At 60.2% G+C, this 17,806-nt stretch carries 14 protein-coding genes; 10 read left to right on the forward strand and 4 right to left on the reverse strand.

Annotation, left to right across the window (positions count from 1 at the left end):
* Window positions 1-215: 215 nt before the first annotated feature.
* Complete coding sequence (gene glmS, locus ACWAT4_RS25615) at window positions 216-2,042, reverse strand: glutamine--fructose-6-phosphate transaminase (isomerizing) (RefSeq protein WP_449728366.1); 1,827 nt, start codon at window positions 2,040-2,042, stop codon at window positions 216-218.
* Window positions 2,043-2,475: 433 nt separating this feature from the next.
* On the opposite strand from glmS, the gene ACWAT4_RS25620 reads away from it, so the two are divergent.
* A complete protein-coding gene (locus ACWAT4_RS25620) occupies window positions 2,476-2,712 on the forward strand; it encodes a DUF6894 family protein (RefSeq protein ID WP_212300704.1) in 237 nt (78 codons plus the stop codon).
* A 60-nt stretch (window positions 2,713-2,772) separates the two neighbouring features.
* Here ACWAT4_RS25620 and ACWAT4_RS25625 read toward each other — a convergent pair whose 3' ends face one another.
* Window positions 2,773-3,396 carry a LuxR C-terminal-related transcriptional regulator gene (locus tag ACWAT4_RS25625; protein WP_449728367.1) on the reverse strand — a complete coding sequence of 208 codons (624 nt, stop codon included), beginning with the start codon at window positions 3,394-3,396 and terminating at the stop codon, window positions 2,773-2,775.
* An 873-nt stretch (window positions 3,397-4,269) separates the two neighbouring features.
* Between ACWAT4_RS25625 and ACWAT4_RS25630 the strand changes: the two genes are divergently transcribed.
* The 7 genes from ACWAT4_RS25630 to ACWAT4_RS25660 all read left to right on the forward strand — a co-directional run bounded on the left by ACWAT4_RS25630 (window position 4,270) and on the right by ACWAT4_RS25660 (window position 11,118).
* On the forward strand, window positions 4,270-4,794 hold the full coding sequence (locus ACWAT4_RS25630; RefSeq protein ID WP_449728368.1) for a LuxR C-terminal-related transcriptional regulator: 525 nt from the start codon (window positions 4,270-4,272) through the stop codon (window positions 4,792-4,794).
* A gap of 465 nt (window positions 4,795-5,259) precedes the next feature.
* Window positions 5,260-5,979, forward strand: coding sequence for a nucleotidyltransferase family protein (locus ACWAT4_RS25635; protein ID WP_449728369.1), 720 nt, complete (start codon window positions 5,260-5,262; stop codon window positions 5,977-5,979).
* Between the two features lie 75 nt (window positions 5,980-6,054).
* Complete coding sequence (locus tag ACWAT4_RS25640; RefSeq protein ID WP_212300701.1) at window positions 6,055-7,191, forward strand: DegT/DnrJ/EryC1/StrS family aminotransferase; 1,137 nt, start codon at window positions 6,055-6,057, stop codon at window positions 7,189-7,191.
* The gene (locus tag ACWAT4_RS25645) at window positions 7,188-7,874 is read left to right on the forward strand and encodes a sugar transferase (protein WP_449728370.1); all 687 of its coding nucleotides are present in this window, start codon (window positions 7,188-7,190) and stop codon (window positions 7,872-7,874) included. The genes ACWAT4_RS25640 and ACWAT4_RS25645 overlap by 4 nt, the downstream gene beginning before the upstream one ends.
* Before the next feature lie 19 nt (window positions 7,875-7,893).
* Window positions 7,894-8,901: a GDP-mannose 4,6-dehydratase gene (locus ACWAT4_RS25650; RefSeq protein WP_449728371.1), complete on the forward strand. Its 1,008-nt coding sequence runs from the start codon at window positions 7,894-7,896 to the stop codon at window positions 8,899-8,901.
* Between the two features lie 43 nt (window positions 8,902-8,944).
* Entirely contained in the window at window positions 8,945-10,252 is a 1,308-nt protein-coding gene (locus tag ACWAT4_RS25655; protein WP_449728372.1) for a polysaccharide biosynthesis/export family protein, read from the forward strand.
* Window positions 10,253-10,461: 209 nt separating this feature from the next.
* Complete coding sequence (locus ACWAT4_RS25660; RefSeq protein WP_212443945.1) at window positions 10,462-11,118, forward strand: helix-turn-helix transcriptional regulator; 657 nt, start codon at window positions 10,462-10,464, stop codon at window positions 11,116-11,118.
* Between the two features lie 136 nt (window positions 11,119-11,254).
* On the opposite strand, the gene ACWAT4_RS25665 is transcribed toward ACWAT4_RS25660, so the two are convergent.
* On the reverse strand, window positions 11,255-12,550 hold the full coding sequence (locus tag ACWAT4_RS25665) for an HlyD family type I secretion periplasmic adaptor subunit (protein ID WP_449728373.1): 1,296 nt from the start codon (window positions 12,548-12,550) through the stop codon (window positions 11,255-11,257).
* 112 nt (window positions 12,551-12,662) lie between these two features.
* Window positions 12,663-14,804, reverse strand: coding sequence for a type I secretion system permease/ATPase (locus ACWAT4_RS25670; RefSeq protein ID WP_449728375.1), 2,142 nt, complete (start codon window positions 14,802-14,804; stop codon window positions 12,663-12,665).
* 915 nt (window positions 14,805-15,719) lie between these two features.
* Here ACWAT4_RS25670 and ACWAT4_RS25675 point away from each other — a divergent pair.
* Both ACWAT4_RS25675 and ACWAT4_RS25680 read left to right on the forward strand, forming a co-directional pair.
* Window positions 15,720-16,868: a glycosyltransferase gene (locus tag ACWAT4_RS25675; protein WP_449731262.1), complete on the forward strand. Its 1,149-nt coding sequence runs from the start codon at window positions 15,720-15,722 to the stop codon at window positions 16,866-16,868.
* Window positions 16,869-16,912: 44 nt separating this feature from the next.
* On the forward strand, window positions 16,913-17,758 hold the full coding sequence (locus ACWAT4_RS25680) for a hypothetical protein (protein ID WP_249154306.1): 846 nt from the start codon (window positions 16,913-16,915) through the stop codon (window positions 17,756-17,758).
* The last annotated feature ends 48 nt before the right edge of the window (window positions 17,759-17,806 follow it).

A 17,806-nucleotide genomic window follows, 5' to 3' on the forward strand; every position in this document is an offset into this window, starting at 1 on the left:
CATTATCTCCGGCACCGCTCACGCGGACCCGAACATCAATGCTCCTGTCAGCCGCCGGCGGTAACATTCGCCTGCGGTCCCCTTGGTATTGCACGACATGCGGCCAGGAATTTGAAGCACCACGACAGACCATTCTGCCGTCCCAGAAGGGGTACTCCCTCACGGGAGCGGCGTATCCGCCCCCCGCCAAATTCGCTGCACCGAATGGATCACGCCTATTCGACCGTCACCGACTTGGCGAGATTCCGCGGTTGATCGACATCGGTGCCCATGATCACGGCCGTATGATACGCGAGCAACTGGATCGGAACGGCGTAGACCATCGGCGCGAAGGTCGGCGCCATGTCAGGCAGCGATATCGTGGCTACGGACTCGACAGCTGCTTCCGCCGCACCTTTGGAATCCGTGATCAGAATGATCTTGCCGCCGCGCGCCAAGACCTCTTGCATGTTCGACACGGTCTTCTCAAACACACCGTCGAATGGCGCAATAACCACGATGGGCATGTCCTCATCGATCAGGGCGATGGGGCCGTGTTTGAGTTCGCCCGCGGCATAGCCCTCGGCATGGATATAGGAGATTTCCTTCAGCTTCAGCGCGCCTTCCAACGCAAGCGGATAGCTGGTGCCGCGCCCCAGATAAAGCACGTCACGCGCCTTTGCGACATAGCGAGCCAGCTTCTCGATCTGTGGCTCGCTGGCAAGAGCTGCAGCCATCAAACGCGGAACTTCGATCAGCCCCCTCACAAGCCGCCTCTCCTCACTCGCGGAGATCTCGCCACGCGCGGTTCCGGCAGCAACCGCGAAGGCGGCGAGCGCCATCAGCTGACAGGTGAAGGCCTTGGTCGAGGCAACGCCGATCTCGGGGCCGGCCAGGGTCGGCAGCACCGTTTCGCTCTCGCGCGCAATGGTGGATGTCGGCACATTCACGACAGAGATCGTGTGGGCGCCGCTCTCCCTGGCGTAGCGAAGTGCAGCCAGCGTGTCGGCGGTTTCGCCGGATTGCGAGACGAAGACCGCAAGGTCGCCCTTGCCGAGCGGCGTTTCGCGATAGCGGAATTCGGAGGCGATATCGACATCCACGGGGACATGTGCCAGCCATTCGAACCAATACTTTGCGATCGCCCCGGCATAGCTCGCGGTGCCGCAGGCCGTGATTGTAACACGCCTGACGTCGCGGAAATCGAACGGCGGCTTGATCGGCAGCGCCACCCGCTCGGCTCTCATATTCACATAATGGGCGAGTGTGCGGCCTACGACGTCCGGCTGCTCCCAAATCTCCTTGGCCATGAAATGGCGATAGTTTGCCTTGTCGGCGATGAACGACGCCCCACCCGCTTCGATCACCTCGCGCGTAACGACCGCATCGTTCGCGTCCCGGATCACTCCTTTCTCGCGTGACAGCACCACCCAGTCGCCGTCTTCCAGGTAGCTGATGCCTTGGGCAAAGGGAGCGAGCGCAATCGCATCGGAGCCGAGATAGTTCTCGCCGGCGCCATAGCCCACCGCCAGCGGCGAACCCCTACGCGCGCCGATCAGAAGATCGCGATATCCCTTAAAAAGAAACACCAGCGCGAAGGCGCCGCGCAACTGGGGCAATGACGCCTTGACGGCTTCCTGAGGCGAATAGCCCATCAGCAGATAGGAATGAACGAGGTGCACGACGACTTCGCTATCCGTGTCGCTCGCGAACCTCGCCCCCCTCGCTTCGAGCACCTGGCGCAGCTTCCGAAAGTTCTCGATGATGCCGTTATGGACAACCGCAACGCGTTCGGTCGCGTGCGGATGCGCGTTGTACTCCGTCGGCTTTCCATGTGTAGCCCAGCGCGTGTGACCGATCCCGGCGTCCCCGCCCAGCGGCTCGGCACGCAGCCGCACCTCCAGGTTCTTGAGCTTACCTTCGGCCCGCCGGCGCTCGAGATGACCGTCATCGAGGGTCGCCACCCCCGTCGAGTCGTACCCCCGATACTCGAGGCGCCTAAGCGCATCGATCAATCGGCCCGATACCGCAGTTTGTCCCAGAATGCCGATAATTCCGCACATCTGTCAGGTCTCTCGCCTCGTCGACAACCACCGAAGCACGCTCGCAACGATCCATCATTGCCGATCAACCTAGGATTGGCGTGATCGAATAGGGAGAATGACGGCGACAAACGCGGGGTACTCCGAACGCGTGCGGGTGAACCAGCTGTCGCCATAACGTCGACGCGAAGAGATCGCGGCCCCGGCGGGGGGCCTATTCGCAGGAGAAGCCGGGGCCGCCGAACACGCCGAAGTGGGCGGCACTTGCGGCGCATCGTGATTCTAGACCGCAGGACGCGATAGTCCATGTCAACCATGAGAAACCGGTTCGACGTTGAGGTACCCAACAATGATCATGGACCTAGAATGCCAAGTCGTCGTAGGTCCACTCTGGGACGCTGCCGCGAGGTGCGCTTGGTTTCGTCCCGGGGATAACCGTTTTCCGGAAGCACCAATGCCTCGATATTTTTTCCACGTCCACGACGGCGGTTCAGTGCCCGACGACCTCGGGGTGAATCTTCCCGACATCGACGCCGCACGGACAGCGGCTATAGAGTTGAGCCACGAGATCCTCCGAAGCGACGTCGTTGGGCCATTTCAGGACTACTCGTCGTGGCGGATCGAGGTGAGCGACAGCCCAGAACTGAGCAGTCTGCCGCTGTTCGTCCTTCATTTTTCGGTCACCCAATAGGCTGCGCCAAGCGCATGTCGAGGTTCTAAGACCTCGTCAATGTGGGGATATTCTCACCGTTCATTCAGATTCCATCGACTTGACCGCAGGGCCCCGATCATTCTGCGAAATGGCCAAGGCCGCAAGCTCTGTCCGATTGCTGATCTCGAGCTTCTGGAAGATGTGGTGAAGATGGACCTTGATTGTGGTGTCGGCAATGTTCAAGCGGCGTCCGATCTGCTTGTTCGATAGTCCTTCCGCGACCAGCCGCATGATCTGACGCTCCCGATCCGTCAGCACAGCCAGTACACTGTCCGTATTGATCTCAGGACCAGCCATCGTGACCGGTTCGACGGAAGGCTGCGGCAAGATCCGTTCGCCGTTCGCCACCTGCCGTAAAGACCGCACCAACGCTTCCGGCGAGGTTTCCTTCAAGACCACGCTGCAGCCATCGATCGCGTCCAGTGGGACGGCATCGTAGCTTTCCGAAGAGATGAAGAACACCAAACGGATCGAGCGACCGGCTGGATTGAGGATGGAGGGACTCAGCGCGATCAGCTCCCCAGGCATCAATGAACCGAGAATCGCGATATCCGGCGCATGGGTCTCGATCGCTTGCGCGCAGCTCGCGGCGTCGTTGCAAGATGCAACAATTTCGAAATCGTCTTCAACGCCGAGCACGCTGCTCAGACCTTTCAAGACCACTGGATGCCGATCAGCTATTACTATTTTTATGCAATTCATGAGGCTCCTCGGCCAGCCGCCCCAATGTTAACGTCCGCAAATCCGGCTTGTTTCCCTCCGCCGCTGACGCACATTGGCGCGCTGCAAAAATGTCGGCCTACGCCGCAATCAAATCAATGAACCTGTAAACTCACCCAGATTACTCGCATAACGTGAAAACCGCAGGCGACATGTTACCACAGGCCATGATCCGTGCCCGGGCGGCCTCACCCCGCAAGATACCGGGGGTAGACCATCTCAAGCTCCCGGGACGCGATTCTCCCGCAACGATTGGCTGGGAGCCGTCATCCTTTTACCTATCAGACCGGACTCCGCAGCCGCACTTACAACGAACGATATATACCAAAATCGGAATCTCGGATTTAACGTCATAAAACTGTAGCAAAAAAATTAATGGGCGGAAACTGCCAGATATTGGCCGGAAGCACACGGCCGGATTAATACGAAAGGTATGACCTGATACCACGCAGGCAGACGTAATCCGCCCAGATCACTATTGATCTTCATCATTTAGTTCCAGTCGTGTCGTTGCGTTCGTCGCTGGAGGGTAGAATGTCGAGGCGTCAGCTTTGCGAAACCGTTCTTATTGGAAAAAACATTTTGATCAGGGAGGGAATTTCAAAGATCCTGCATGCGGCACATTTTCGGATCGCGCTCTCTGCTTCGAGCGTCGATGAATTGCCAAACGAACTCCAGGCGCATCAACTCCTGTTTCTCGTCCTACACAATGGCGATGGCTTTGATGTCGCATTGGACCAGATCTGTTTCGTCAGAAATCACTATCCTGATGCCCGGATCGCAGTTGTCTCGGACCATTATTGTCCGGATGAACTCGTGTCGGCATATCGGGCTGGTGCGAGCGGCTATTTCGTGAACGTCAATTCCTGCGATGCCTTCATCAAATCCGTCGAACTCGTGACGATGGGTGAAGCTGTCTTTCCTCCGGCATTTCTGTCGTTCGCACTCGACGGCATTTTTGAGCGCGAAGCCGCATCAGTGGAGCAGGCTGGACATGACATCGGGCTCGCCGCGGAGGAGCCGGCTGCGCCGCATCTTTCTCCACGCGAGAAGGCGATCCTGTCTTGCTTGATCGAAGGCAATTCCAACAAGTCCATCGCCCGAAAGATCGACATCGCAGAGGCAACCGTGAAAGTTCACGTCAAGGCGATTCTGCGGAAGATCCGGGTCCAGAACCGGACGCAGGCCGCGATCTGGGGCATGAACAACGGATCGCTGGTTCACTCCGCAAATGGACACGCGCTGCCTTCCATCATCCCCCAAGCCACGGGTCTCGGCGCCTTGCATCTCGATCGCCGGACTCATGCCAATCAAGGTCCCGGCGTCACCAAGCTCTATTAACGGACGCTGGCCGCGTCTAGCGCTTCATCGCTAGCCGCGTCTTCGACAAGCGAAAAAGGGCTAATCCCAAGTACCGCGACGGCCGAGCAGCTCATGAAACGCCACAGCAGCCCACGCTGCTGTGGCGTTTCTCCGTGCGGATCTCGATCGTCCTGGTCTCTCCGCAGCGCACTGATCGTGCTTTGATTTTCCCGCGTTGAACACGCCAAGTAGCATTAATCCGCTGCACTCGTCTCCGCACTCGTACTGCTGCGCTCGGCATTCGTCGGACGATCACGATCGCATCTGCCCGCTGGAGTATGTCCGCATACCCACATTGTCTCATGCGAATGCACGAAGACGCGTCTGCTCGATTGCGCTTACGTTCTTTCTACGCCCGCCCGATCAGCACACTGAGATCGGACTTATGCAGGCGAAAAAGCACATAGTTGAACGACTGCGGACTCTAGCAATATGGAGGGTTTGATGAAGGCGGTTATTCAATGCGGCGGCAAAGGAACACGCTTACGTCCCCACACCTCGATTTTGCCGAAACCTCTTATGCCGATCGGCGCACGGCCTGTTCTCGAGCTCGTTCTCAAGTGGCTCAGGCGGAACGGGATCAGGGAGGTCTACGTCACGACCGGATATCTTGGCCATCTCATTCGCAGTGTCTGCGGGGATGGCAATCAGTGGAATATGCGCATCAACTACACGCAGGAAATGGAGCCGCTCGGAACGATTGGCCCCCTGTCGCTGCTGCGCGACCACCTCGACGAACCATTTCTCGTTCTCAACGGCGACGTTCTGACGGATCTGAACCTCAATCAGTTCGTGAGCTGTCATCGGCGCGGCAATTCGCCGCTCACGATCGCAACGTCGATTCGTCCGACCAAGATGGACTTCGGCGTGATCGACGAGGTGGATGGACGCGTCAGCGACTTCCGTGAAAAGCCCGAGCTCACGCACCTCGTCAGCATGGGGATCTACTGCATGGATCCCTCCATCGTCGAACGAATCCCGTCGGGCGTCCCCTTTGGGTTCGACGATCTGATGTTCCAGATGCTGAACGACAATGCTCCGGTCAACGTCTTCAAGCACAGCGGCCTCTGGCTCGACATCGGACGTGTCGAGGACTTCCTGAAAGCCCAGGACGTCGCATGGGATGAGCAATCGCCGGCACTCGCAAGTTTCGCCGCCGCCTGAGGCACTCTCTCATCCGCAATGATCGCAAACGTCGTGCTCGCGGCGCGAGTTTGCGCCCTGATTGGAGATGAACACATGCTATTGGTATCAGAGCCGGTCCTGGGCGAAGACGAGAAGCTCGCTCTCGCCGCGGTCATCGACAGTGGCTGGGTGACGATGGGAGATCGCGTTCGCGACTTCGAGCAGGCGTTCGCCCGCCTGCACGAGGCCGAGGATGCGGTCGCCGTCGGCTCCTGCACGGCGGCCCTCCACCTCATCCTGCACGCCCTCGGCATCGGCCCCGGCGACGAAGTCATCGTTCCCTCGTTGACCTTCGTCGCCACGGCCAACAGCGTTCTCTATGTCGGCGCCAAGCCGGTCTTCGTCGATATCGGTTCTGCAGAGGTTCCGTTGATGTCGCTGGACGAGGCGGAAGCCAAGTGCACCTCGAGGACCAAGGCCATCATCCTCGTTCATTTTGCCGGCTACCTCGCGCATCGCGATGCCTGGCAATCCTTTGCGCGCCGGAAGGGACTGCTCTTGATCGAGGACGCCGCTCATGCGCCCGGACTGCCCGAGGTCGGCAGCTATGGCGAGGCGGCCGCCTTCAGCTTCTATGGAAACAAGAACATGACCACCGCCGAAGGGGGCGCGATCATTGCGCGCAGCCGCACCTTGCGCGAGACGATCCGGCAGGCCCGCGCTCACGGGATGACCAGCGGTACCCGGCAACGCCTGTCCAGCCGCCGTCCTGACTACGACGTGACGATTCTCGGGTTCAACTATCGAATGGACGAGCTACGGGCTGCGCTCGGCCTCGTACAGCTCAAGAAGCTGCCGGAATGGAATGAGATCAGACGGCGATTGTCAGCCACTTACCGTGAGCTCATGGCGGAACATTGCCCTTCCGTGATGATCCCGTTTGAAGCTCCCTGGCCCTCGACCCACCACGTGATGCCGGTCGTGCTGCCGCCGGCGACCAGCCGCCAGCGCGTCATCGATCGCCTGCGAAAGCACGGCATTCAGACCACGGTTCACTATCCGCCCGTCCATCGCCTGACATTCTACAGGGATCTCTATCCGGAGATGACCCTCCCGCGCACGGAGGATTTTGCTCGCCGCGAGCTGACACTGCCTCTGCACCCGCGTATGGGGACGTCGGACGTCGAGAGAGTCGTGATTGCACTGACAACTGCGCTCGCACCCCAATATCCGGTGGGGGCCGTCGCATGACCCTGCCCGAGACGCAAAGCGGGTGGGCTGCGCAATCCCGTTCCGCACGTCTCAGCGCGCGGCGTGCCATGGACGTTCTCTGTGCCAGCGCCGCGATTGCATCGCTTTCACCCGTATTCGTGGTTGTCGCGTTCATCATCTGGCTCGAGAGCGGCCGGCCACTTCTGTTCTCGCAGCTCCGCCTGGGGCAAGGCGGCGAACCGTTTCGCATGTACAAGTTTCGCAAATTCAGGCCGAGCTGCGGCAGCGACGGCTCTCCCCTGACGCTGCAGGAAGATGAACGTATGACAGCCGTTGGACGTATCCTGGCTGCGACCAAGCTGGACGAGCTGCCGCAGCTCTGGAACGTCTTGCGGGGCGATATGTCGCTCGTGGGGCCCCGCCCCGAGTCTCTTAGCTTTTCCGATTGCTTTCGGGGCGGCTTCGAACGACTGCTCGACTACAAACCAGGCGTGTTTGGGCCGTGCCAGGTCCTGTTCAGGCACGAAAGCAGCGCTTACCCCGCGGACGTGCCCGCCCCCGAGTACTATCGGAAAGTCCTGTTTCCGGCGAAAGCGAAGATCGACCTTGCCTATTTCCCACACCGGACTCTCGTATCGGATCTCGGCTGGATAGCCCGCGCTGGGCAAGTCATCGCACTGGAATGCTGGGCCGCCCTGACACGGAAGCATCGGTCAAGATGAGAGACAGAAAGGGACGCTGATGACCTATCTTGGAACAAAAATTCTTGTGACAGGAGCCGACGGGTTCATCGGATCGCATCTGACGGAACAGCTCGTTTCGGCAGGAGCTCACGTAACTGCACTTGCGCAATACAACTCTTTTGACAGCCATGGCTGGCTCGACGATCTTCCCCATTCGACCCGTCAGAAGCTCAATCTCGTGCGCGGCGACATTCGCGACGCGGCCTTCGTCGGCCGACTGGTTCAGGGCCATCACTACGTCTTTCATCTCGCAGCGCTGATCTCCATTCCCTATTCCTATCTGGCGGCGCAATCCTATGTCGAGACCAACGTGATCGGCACATTGAACGTCCTCGAGGCGGTACGGCAACACGGTGTTGAACGGGTCGTCGTGACCTCGACGAGCGAGGTCTATGGTACGGCGATCAAGATGCCGATCGACGAGTCTCACCCGCTGCAGGGGCAGTCGCCCTACTCGGCCTCCAAGATCGGCGCGGACATGATGGCGGAGGCCTTCGCGCGTTCGTTCGGCGTTCCCGTCGTCATCCTCAGGCCGTTCAATACGTACGGACCTCGGCAGAGCGAACGCGCCATCATCGGCACGATCATCCGGCAGGCGCTCGATCCGGAATGCGATGCAATCATGGTCGGCGACACGACCACCGTGCGCGATCTGACATTCGTCACGGATACCGCCGCCGCATTCATGGCGGCCGGGCTCGTGGACGACCTCGAATATGGCCATGCCTATAACGCCGGCAGTCAGCGCGCCATCACAATCGGCGATCTGATTGAGAACATTCTCGATCTGACATCCAGTCACAAGCCGATCCTGCGGGACGAAAAGCGTCTGCGGCCGACAAACTCGGAAGTGCGCGCACTCCTGGCCGACTCCACCCGGTTCGTACGGGTAACGGGCTGGACACCAAAGGTCACTTTGCGCGAGGGACTGCAGCGAACCGTCAATTGGTGGCGGGGTCGCCTTTCTACCAATCAAATCCGGCAGCAGACGGATTTTATGGCATGACGACGCCGCTCGACCGTCCGGACATTCCGGCGCGTGTTCTGGAATGAGCAGCATCGTGTCGCGCGTGCTTGAATTGCACAGGGAGATTGCCATGAACGGCAGCAGGCGCGTTCGGACGTTCAGCCACATCGCGATTGCCGGCTTGACCGCAATAGTTCTGCTCGCCGGCAGCTCGTGCTTCGCGGCACAGTATCGGCTGGCGGCGGGAGATACCGTCGAGGTATCGATTGGAGGCGCGACGGAGCAACGTCACCGGGCTCAAATCCAGATCGACGGCACGATCGCGCTTCCCGGAATCGGCACGGTCGAGGTCGCGGGCCTCACCACGGCCGAGTTGCAGAGCCGGATGGAAACGCTTCTGCAGTCGAAGATATTGCGGCAACGGCTGCCGGACGGGCGCGAGCAGGCAATCGTCGTCGTGCCTGGAGACGTGATCGCAAGCGTGGTGGAGTACCGCCCCATCTACGTTACCGGGGATGTTCTGACGCCCGGGCAGTTGACGTACAGGTCCTCTATGACCGTACGCCAGGCTGTCGCGGTTTCCGGCGGTTACAGCCTGCTGCGCTCCCGCAACCAGCCCGGCACCAGCGACCCGGCGGATCTTCTGCGCGACTATCAATCATTATCCACGGAATACGTGAAGGAGTACTTCCATATCCTTCGCGTCGACGCTGAGCTGGCAGACAAGGAGACATTCGATCAGACCCCGCCCCGGGACATTTCTTTGCCGGCCTCTGCAATAGCCCCGATCGTGCAGGCTGAAGCAGAGTCGTTGAAGACCGCGCAACGCGACTATCGCAAGGAGCGCACATTCCTGGAAGACGCCGTGAAGCAAGCGGACGCACAGTTCGCGGCGCTCAGCAAGCAGCAGGAAGGCGAAGAAAAGGGTGTCCAGGCGGATGAGGAAGAGCTCGATCGCGTCGTGAAGCTGTTCGGTTCGGGCTCGCTGCCGAGCCCCCGCGTCACCGAAAGCCGGCGTGCCCTTCTGCTTTCTTCGACCCGGCGCCTGCAAACCACGGTCGAGCTCATGCGTCTTCAACGGCAGCGCGAGGACTCGGCCCGGCAGATCGATCGCGCCGCAAGCCAGCGTACGATCACGCTGCTTCGCGAGCTGAAAGACTCCAACGTTCATATTGCCGACCTTCGTATCAGAATGAAATCGGTGGGGCAGAAGTTGCAGCCTGTCAACGGAAGCGCGGCGGTGCCGGCGGGAACAGGTGACCTCAAGCCCCAGGTCACCCTCGTGCGAAAGTCCGGCCAGAGCTGGGAGAAGATCGTCGTATCCGAGGATTACGACCTCGAACCGGGCGACGTCATCGAAATCGCGCTGCGGCCCCACGGCGGCTCCTGAGACCACCGGCTCGAACTCATCGCCCCGTCTCACAGAGCGTCCGGCTACCCCGCGTCAACCTTCTCTGCCTGCGCGCGAACGCCGGCTGGAGTACTCCCAAGTTGATCGCCTAACCCCTATTCAACGTTTACAACGCGCCCGCCAATTGGAGAATGGAGATCCGATGTCGTTCATTTGAATGAGCCAGGAGATTGAAGGGGGCGCGTCGCATGCTGAACTTAACCCAGAGCAGCTCGGTTGCATCGCATTACCAGTCCAGGGAATCCATTTTCAACATTTCAAACCGGGCTCCCCCGATCCCCGATGACGACCATCGGTTCGACCTGCGCGATGAGTTGCATGCGGCGCTCGGTCGTTTCGGCTGCGCGCATGTCTTGCTCAAGCATGGCCATGTGGTCGAGCTCAGCCCGGCGGGCCGCGCCATCCTGGAGCGCTTCTGTGGATCCGCCGTCGTTGCGAACTCGCTCTCTGGCGCCGTCAGGCAGATCGTAAAACGCGCGGGCGTCGAAATTCCCACGGGTTCGATAGCGTGGCTGGCAACGTCCTTCCGCGAAGGCATAGCAAGTCTTGTCAATCAGACGACCAGTGTCTGGTCGGACGACACCTGTGCGATCGTCCTGCTCGACCTCGATGCACGTCCGGAGCCGTCACCCCGAACGCTGCAGCGCTTGTTCGGCCTCACGGCCGCGGAGATTCATGTCGCTATTGAATTGGCACGTGGCGGCAATTTGCTCGATATTGCCCGCTCCCAGCGCCTGAGCCGGACGACGATCCGCTCCCATCTTGCCTCGCTGTTCGTCAAGACGCAGACGCGACGCCAAGTGGAGCTCGTCTCCCTGTTGGGACGTATTGCCCTCCTACCGTAGCCCCTTTTTCCGACCCTGGTTTGCTGCCGCGAGACGCATCCGAATGACGATCGTCGCAACGCGGCCCTCCATCGTCAGGTCTCGCTAGAGGCCGGCCCAGAAAGCTCGCTCTTCCATCCTCAAAGCGGCCTCGCCGCTATCTCTCCCGCAATACTTCCTGATTGTAGCGCATCAACGGCGAGAGCAGATAGCTGATGATTCGCCGCGACCCCGTCCTGATCTCGACGGTCACCGCCATTCCGGGCGAGAGCTGAACGGTCCGGCCCTCGACCTCCATCGAGGTACGGTCGAGGCTGACGCGAGCCGCATAGTTCAACTCCTGCCCTTTCGGCTCGCTGGACGCAATCTCCGTTCCGCCGGCCTGATCCCTCGCACCGTCCTCACGCCGATCACGTATGATCGCATCCCGCGAGATGCTGAGCACCCGACCGTTCAGCAGGCCATAGCGCGTAAAATTGAACGTATCAATCTTGATTGCGACGGATTGTCCCGGAACGACAAAGCCAATATCACGGTTCGACACAAGAGCCTCGACCTCGAAGTCCGGATTCAACGAAACGACGGCCGCCAATGTTTGCGCCGGCGTGACCACCCCACCGATCGTGTGTACCGCGAGCTGCTGCACCACCCCGTCGACCGGCGCGGTGAGGATTTGCAGTCTCGCCCGTTGCTCCGCCTTGATCAAATCCTGAGCGAGACCGGCGGCCCGCTGTTCGGCCTTGGACAGATCATCATAGAGCGCACGCCGAAACTCCGCTTCCGCTTTGGATCTGGCCTGCGCCAGACTCGCCGTGGCCGCCTCGGCTTCGTGGAGCCGGCTCTGCTGGACCAGAACGTCATGCTGCTGGCCAACCAATTCCTGAGCTTCGGTAAGATAGATGATCTTGGACCCGATCGCTTTGTCGTAGAGATATTTGCGAACGTTCACGCGCTCCTCGAGAAGGGGGATCGTTGCATCGAGTTTCGATATCGTCGCCGCGATTGTTTCGCTCTCCGCTTTCTTCTGTGCCAACTGTCTGTCGAGCTCCGACAGCTTCGTCGCTTGCTCCGCCATCTGGCTGGCCAAGAACTGGCGCTGCAGGTCAACCATCTGACCGCTGGCTCCTGCTGGAGGAACGAACTCGGCAATGGGATCGCCGGGCACCAGCGCCGCGCGCAACCTGGCGGTGTCAAGCTGGGCGGCAAGCAGGTCGCTCTTCACGTGATCGAGTTCAGCGGCCGTGATTGTGGGATCCAGTTCGATCAGCACGTCACCCGCCCTGACCATCGTGCCGTCCCTGACGCGGATCGCACGCACCACCCCCGTTTCCGCGGGCTGGATGACTTTGGTCCGGCCATTCACCACGACCTTGCCCGATGCGGTCGCGACAACATCCACCTTGGAGAGCGAGGCCCAGGCCAAGGCGGCGCAAAACAGCAAGATGATGATCATACCGGTGGCGCGGCCGATCGGCGACGGCGGCCTCTCGAGCACCTCCAGCGCAGCCGGGAGAAAGGCGGTCTCCTCCTCGCGCCGGGACCGATTTGGGAATTGAACGATGCGTCTAGCGATGGTCATTGATCCCTGCCTGCAGCAAATGCAAGTTCGCGTAGCGCCCGTTCGAGCGGATCAACTCATCGTGGGTACCGTCCTCGACGATCCGCCCGCGCTCGATGGTGATGATCCGATCTGCTCGACGCACCGTAGAAAGCCGGTGGGCAATGATAAAGACGGTGCGCCTCTCACAAATGTGCTTCATGTTGTCCTGAATGATGCGTTCGCTCTCATAATCGAGCGCGCTGGTCGCCTCATCGAAAATCAAGATGCGAGGATCATTGACCAGCGCCCGCGCAATCGCGATGCGCTGCCGTTGGCCGCCGGAAAGGCTGCAGCCGCGTTCTCCCACGATGGTATCGTAGCCTTCGGAAAGCTCGAGTATGAACTCGTGTGCGCCGGCAAGCGTTGCCGCATCAATGATGCGTTGCATCGGCATGGCGGGGTCAGCAAGCGCAATGTTCTCGGCCACGGTTCGATTGAAAAGCACGTCCTCCTGCAGGACGACCCCCACCTGACGTCGCAACCAGGCGGCATCTGTCATGGCCAGGTCGACGCCATCGATGAGAACCCGGCCGGTTTCCGGTACGTACAGCCGCTCGATGAGTTTGGTCAGGGTACTCTTGCCCGAGCCCGATGGTCCCACGATGCCAACGACCTCGCCGGCCGAAACGTGGAAGCTGATGTCGTGCAGCGTTTCCGGACCATCAAGGCGATATCGAAATCCGACATGGTCGAATGTCACGGCGCCTCGAATCGCCGGAAGGATGGCCCTGCCCAAGCCGATAGCCGGCTCCGGCCGAGTATTGAGAATATCCCCCAATCGCTCGATCGACAGGCGGACCTGATGGAAGTCCTGCCAGATCTGGGCGATACGCAAGACCGGCATGTTGACGCGATTTGCCAGCATATTGAAGGCCACCAATTCGCCAACGGTCAAGTGACCTTCGATCACCAGCTTCGCGCCGAAGAACAGGATTGCAACCATGACCAGATGGCTCACCAATTGCACCGCCTGACTTGCCAGGTTTCCAAGGCTCACGACGCGAAAGCTTGCGGAAACATAGGCGGCAAGCTGCTCCTCCCAGCGCCTGTTCATTTGCGGCTCAACGGCCAGGGCCTTCAGCGTTTGTACGCCGGTTATGCTCTCGACCAGGAAGGCCTGATTTTCAGCGCCGCGCCGGAACTTTTCATCCAGCCGTTGGCGGAATAGCGGTGTCGCAACGATCGAAATGCCGACGTAGAACGGAAACGCTCCCAGAACGATCAGCGTGAGCATCGGCGAGTATACGAACATCACCGCGATGAACACCACGGTGAACATGAAATCGATGATGAAGGTCAGCGCCGAGCTCGTCAGAAAGCTCCGGATGTTCTCCAGCTCCTGAACGCGGGCGACCGAGTCGCCCACGCGACGCGTCTGGAAATACATCAGCGGCAACGACGCGAGATGGCGGTAGAGCCGCGCGCCGAGCTCGACGTCGATCCGGTTTGTCGTATGAGAAAACAGATAAGTTCGTAATCCACCCAGAATGGTTTCGAAAACTGCGATCACAGCCAGTCCGATCACCAACACCTCGAGCGTGCTAATTCCGCGATGGACGAGCACCTTGTCGATGACCACCTGAAAGAACAGCGGACTAACGAGGGCGAATACCTGCAGGAAGAAGGAGGCGAGCAGCACCTCTCCGAGCAGGTGGCGATATTTCCGGATGGCGCCAAGAAACCAGGTGACGTCAAATCGGCGAGACAGATCGGAAAGGGACGCCCTACGCGCCATCAAGACCACGCGACCGTCCCAAAGCGCCTCGAATTCGGCACGACTGAGTTTGCGCGGACGGGGCTCCGAGGGACACTGAACCAGGACCTCGTCCCCGTCCGCCTTGCCAACCAGGAGGAAGCCGCCTTGATTAAGCACGGCGATCCCCGGCAAGGGTATGCGCCCAAGACGAGCCCAACCGGTTCTGATCGTTCGCGCCTTGAGGCCGAAGGCTTTCGCGCATCGCACCATCTCCGTCACCCCGATCTGACGGGTGCCTAAACGATGCCGGAGCTGCTCCTCTTCGGCTGCAATGCCGTGCAATCTGAGCAGCAACACGAGCGCGAAGCACCCCGATTGTTCTGGCGATGCGATTTCTCGGATATCCCGCATGTGGTCCGCCAACATCTTACGCGACAAACGTCAAGGAGAGCACTCACTGCTGACGCACGGGAGGCGGCCTTTGATCGAGCCTGCGACCAACAGAAGAAGGCGACTTCGCTTTCAAGCCAACACGTGCGCTGAGGCCGCAACTCTAACCCTGCTTACGAGATACCCGCGCAGCAAAAACGCAGTACATGTGCAATTTCACTACTTCCGAATAGGTAGCTCCGAAGCTCGGCAGCCCACACCGAGGTGGCGTCACCGACAGGCTCGCACGCGGCGGAACGGGGTAGAAGATCGGCCGCCGCTAGATGCAAGCTATAGAGTTAATCCAAAAGGGGTAGTGGAAGCGCAGGAGCTGCATCACGCACCCCATCTGCCAGCCATGGACCGACGGAATAACGTCTTATCAAACCTCCTTCGCCACGCGCCGCACAACCAACGCATTCCCGCGCGCGATGATCCTCGCTCAGCATCGATCCGGACCGTCGCCGATTGCGCGAGCGATCGTGTAGTTACCCCTTTATTCAGATACGATCGCGAACTCGCCGTGATAATAGTGGATTTGCAGACAACTCTCTCGGTTGCATGGTGAAATTCGCGCCTTCTTGAGCGTGTTGGCACTTTTTGAACGGATACCGGTTTGCGGTTTCCGATCAATCGACGAGCGCCACATCGTTCAAGTGAGCTGCGATCCAACGGATGATCCTGTCTTGGCCGACGGGCTGTCGACATTTGCCAAGACGTGGGGCGATATCGAATGCGGGAGTTTTGCGAATGTTGAAACCAGGGCTGGACGGCGATCGCAGATACGTCTCACGCTTCTTGGACGATGGAAGCGAAACGCCGGAGGACCAACGCGGTCCGCTGGAGCCCCATCTGCTCTATATCGGAGGCGAAGATCATCATCTTCGCCTTCCGGCGATGTGTGCGCTGCGCGACCGCGGCTTCCGCATAACGGCCGTCGCCAGCGGCGACCCGGCTCCATTTGTAAGAGCAGGCATCCGTTATCGGAAGTTCCAGTTCAACCGGTTCGTAAATCCGCGGGCCGATTTGGCGGCCATCAAACGCCTTGCGAAGATCTTGATCGAAGAGCAGCCGGATCTCGCGCAAAGCTTCGATACCAAACCCTCGATATTCCTGCCTTTGGCTGCGCGAAGCGCCCCTGGCGTGCTGGCCATTCGTACAATTAACGGACGTGCGTTTCTCTATTCGTCTCGCTCTCCCCTCGCCTTATCGCTGCGTCCGGTCTATCGCGCACTCCACAAGCTCGCGGCCCGCACCGCCGCCGCTACCGTCTTCGAGATCGGTGACGACCGCGCGTTCTTCGAGCGTCACGGCATGGCCGGAAAGATGCCCGTTCTGATCCGAGGAGCCGGCGTCGACGTCGAGGGCTTCGACCGGGCGCTGAATTCGGGACCATCACCAGCACAGCTTCGCAACGAGCTTGGGCTAGGCGACGCCGAAGTCGTGATCACCGTGACGCGGATGACCAGACAGAAGGGCATTCCGGCCCTGCTCGAGGCGGCTGCCCGCGTGCATGCGGTGCGCCCGAATGTACGCTTCCTGCTTGTCGGACCGCGCGACTCCGAAGGTCCTCTCGCCATCACGCAAGCCGAGATCGACCAGCATGCGCCCTACGTGAAGGCAATCGGGCCGAGATCAGACATTCCAGCCCTGTTCAGGCTCGCGAATGTATTCGCGTTTCCGACTGAGTACCGTGAAGGCGTACCGCGGGTTCTCCTCGAGGCCGCACTCGCCGGTGTGCCGACGGTGACCACGACCATGCCGGGATGCGCCGAAGTGATCCGCGATGGATGGAATGGCTTGCTGGTGCCCCCGGGAGCGCCGCCCGTGCTGGCCGCAAAGATTCTTCACTTGCTCGCCAATCGCGAGAAGGGCCTGGTCATGGCCGGTCGCGCCGCCGAGTATGTCAGGAGGGAATTCTCGCTCGCGACCGTTGTCGACCAGCATGCCGCTCTCTACAGGCAGTTAATTGATCGCGCGCTCCCTGCTCGGTTCGCCGACCGAGGGCGCGCAGCGGCAACCAAGGAGGATACATGCGTCCTCTAGGGAGTCGTTCTCGCGCTGCTATTTGGCTCGCGGCGGCGGCACTGTTGGCGGCCAGTGCGTTGCTCCTGCAAGGCCTGGTGTTCGATACTCCCACGCGCGCTGAGGCCACGACCACGCTGCATTTCGCCTCCAACGGAAATTTCGACTCGGCCGGCAACTATCTTCCCGGTGTCGCCGGTTTCAATCTGGCGGACGTCAGCAGCCTGGCGCAGATGGACTCTCTGCCTGACGGCGTCAGAGGCCTGGTCTGGGTCGGTCAATGCAAGGGCGCGGATGCCAAATTCGTAGAGTCGGTACGTCCGTTCATCGGTCACGCGAAACTGTTCGGTTTCTATTTGATGGACGATCCGGATCCAACCGGACAGCACTTTCCGCTTTGCACGGCCGACAACCTGAAGGCGGAATCGGACTGGATCCATGCCAATGTGCCCGGCGCAAAAACCTTCATCCTGCTCATGACGATGACGTCGTCACGCGCGCCGTCGTTCAAGGACACCTACAACCCGGCCAGCTCGCACGTCGATCTATATGGCATCGACCCCTACCCCTGCCGGACGGAACTGAACGGCTGCGACTACCACCAGATCGATCGCTATGTCGCCGCGGCCGAGGCCGAGGGAGTGCCACGCGACAAGATGATCCCTGTGTATCAGACTTTTGGCGGCGGCCGCTGGATCAATGACGGCGGTGGCCGATACGTGCTGCCGACCGCAAATCAGATGCAGCAGATATTGGCCCGCTGGGACGCGCTCATCCCAGCGCCCGTTTTTGACTTTGCCTACAGCTGGGGACCGCAGAATGGAGACTGGACCCTCGCCGGCTCGCCGGAATTGCAGGCAGCGTTCCTGCGCCGCAATCGCAACCCGATCGCCCTGAACCGAATGAATTGACGTCCGATGAAAGCCGCCCGAAAGCAAAGCAGCAGCGAAATACTCCGG

Source organism: Bradyrhizobium sp. T-1 (assembly GCF_053592855.1).

What these genes read in the sequence shown, in the direction of transcription:
- glmS (WP_449728366.1), bottom strand. Translation starts at nt 2,042, where the DNA reads ATGTGCGGAATTATCGGCATTCTGGGACAAACTGCGGTATCGGGCCGA.
- ACWAT4_RS25620 (WP_212300704.1), top strand. Translation starts at nt 2,476, where the DNA reads ATGCCTCGATATTTTTTCCACGTCCACGACGGCGGTTCAGTGCCCGAC.
- ACWAT4_RS25635 (WP_449728369.1), top strand. Translation starts at nt 5,260, where the DNA reads ATGAAGGCGGTTATTCAATGCGGCGGCAAAGGAACACGCTTACGTCCC.
- ACWAT4_RS25640 (WP_212300701.1), top strand. Translation starts at nt 6,055, where the DNA reads ATGCTATTGGTATCAGAGCCGGTCCTGGGCGAAGACGAGAAGCTCGCT.
- ACWAT4_RS25645 (WP_449728370.1), top strand. Translation starts at nt 7,188, where the DNA reads ATGACCCTGCCCGAGACGCAAAGCGGGTGGGCTGCGCAATCCCGTTCC.
- ACWAT4_RS25650 (WP_449728371.1), top strand. Translation starts at nt 7,894, where the DNA reads ATGACCTATCTTGGAACAAAAATTCTTGTGACAGGAGCCGACGGGTTC.
- ACWAT4_RS25655 (WP_449728372.1), top strand. Translation starts at nt 8,945, where the DNA reads ATGAGCAGCATCGTGTCGCGCGTGCTTGAATTGCACAGGGAGATTGCC.
- ACWAT4_RS25660 (WP_212443945.1), top strand. Translation starts at nt 10,462, where the DNA reads ATGCTGAACTTAACCCAGAGCAGCTCGGTTGCATCGCATTACCAGTCC.
- ACWAT4_RS25665 (WP_449728373.1), bottom strand. Translation starts at nt 12,550, where the DNA reads ATGATCATCATCTTGCTGTTTTGCGCCGCCTTGGCCTGGGCCTCGCTC.
- ACWAT4_RS25670 (WP_449728375.1), bottom strand. Translation starts at nt 14,804, where the DNA reads ATGCGGGATATCCGAGAAATCGCATCGCCAGAACAATCGGGGTGCTTC.
- ACWAT4_RS25675 (WP_449731262.1), top strand. Translation starts at nt 15,720, where the DNA reads ATGTGTGCGCTGCGCGACCGCGGCTTCCGCATAACGGCCGTCGCCAGC.